Source organism: Oleiphilus sp. HI0125 (genome assembly GCF_001635355.1).
In genome coordinates this window covers 1-548 of record NZ_LWGF01000016.1, presented here as the reverse complement: position 1 = coordinate 548, position 548 = coordinate 1, and the positions used below count along the sequence as shown (strand labels likewise).

Genomic DNA, 548 nt, shown 5'->3' with positions numbered 1-548 from the left:
CAGCGTGTGTTAAGCAAGGCGGACTCTGAGCAACTCAATGCAACTTGGAAACGCTACCATGCCGTACGTGATGTGATGGCTGATATGCGTGGTGATTTTAATTCAGCAACGAGCCTAGATATCGATATCTCTGCCTCAGTCGCTGCGGCGATTAGGGAAGAGGATGAGCAGGTTTCAGAGCATTCTGGTTCTGCTAAAACAGAACAAGTGGTTGTTCCTCAAAAGAGTGCCAAAATTTGGCGTTATGGTGGGGCTATAGCAGCTTGTTTTGTGTTGGCCTTGGGTTTGAATAACGAATTCGGTGATGTGGCTTCTCAAGGAGATTCTGTGCAGGGCTTGGTTGTGAATGAGTTAGACCCTTCTCAGGTGAAAAACTTTAATCAATACCTTCTTCGACATTCTGAATTGAGCGCTCTCACGGTGTCTTCTGGAATGGCACCTTTGATTCGTGTTGCTAGTGTTAATTCTGTTGGTATTTAACTGGGTTATATGATGTTAAAACGTATTTTATTCAGTCTGGTGTTAGTGCTCGTTAGTACCTCAGCGTT

At 44.5% G+C, this 548-nt stretch carries 1 protein-coding gene; it reads left to right on the top strand.

The genetic code is table 11. From position 1 onward, the window contains the following. A partial coding sequence (locus tag A3762_RS00580) for an RseA family anti-sigma factor (RefSeq protein ID WP_197468895.1) occupies positions 1 to 480 on the top strand: 480 nt, incomplete at its 5' end. Positions 481 to 548: the final 68 nt, after the last annotated feature.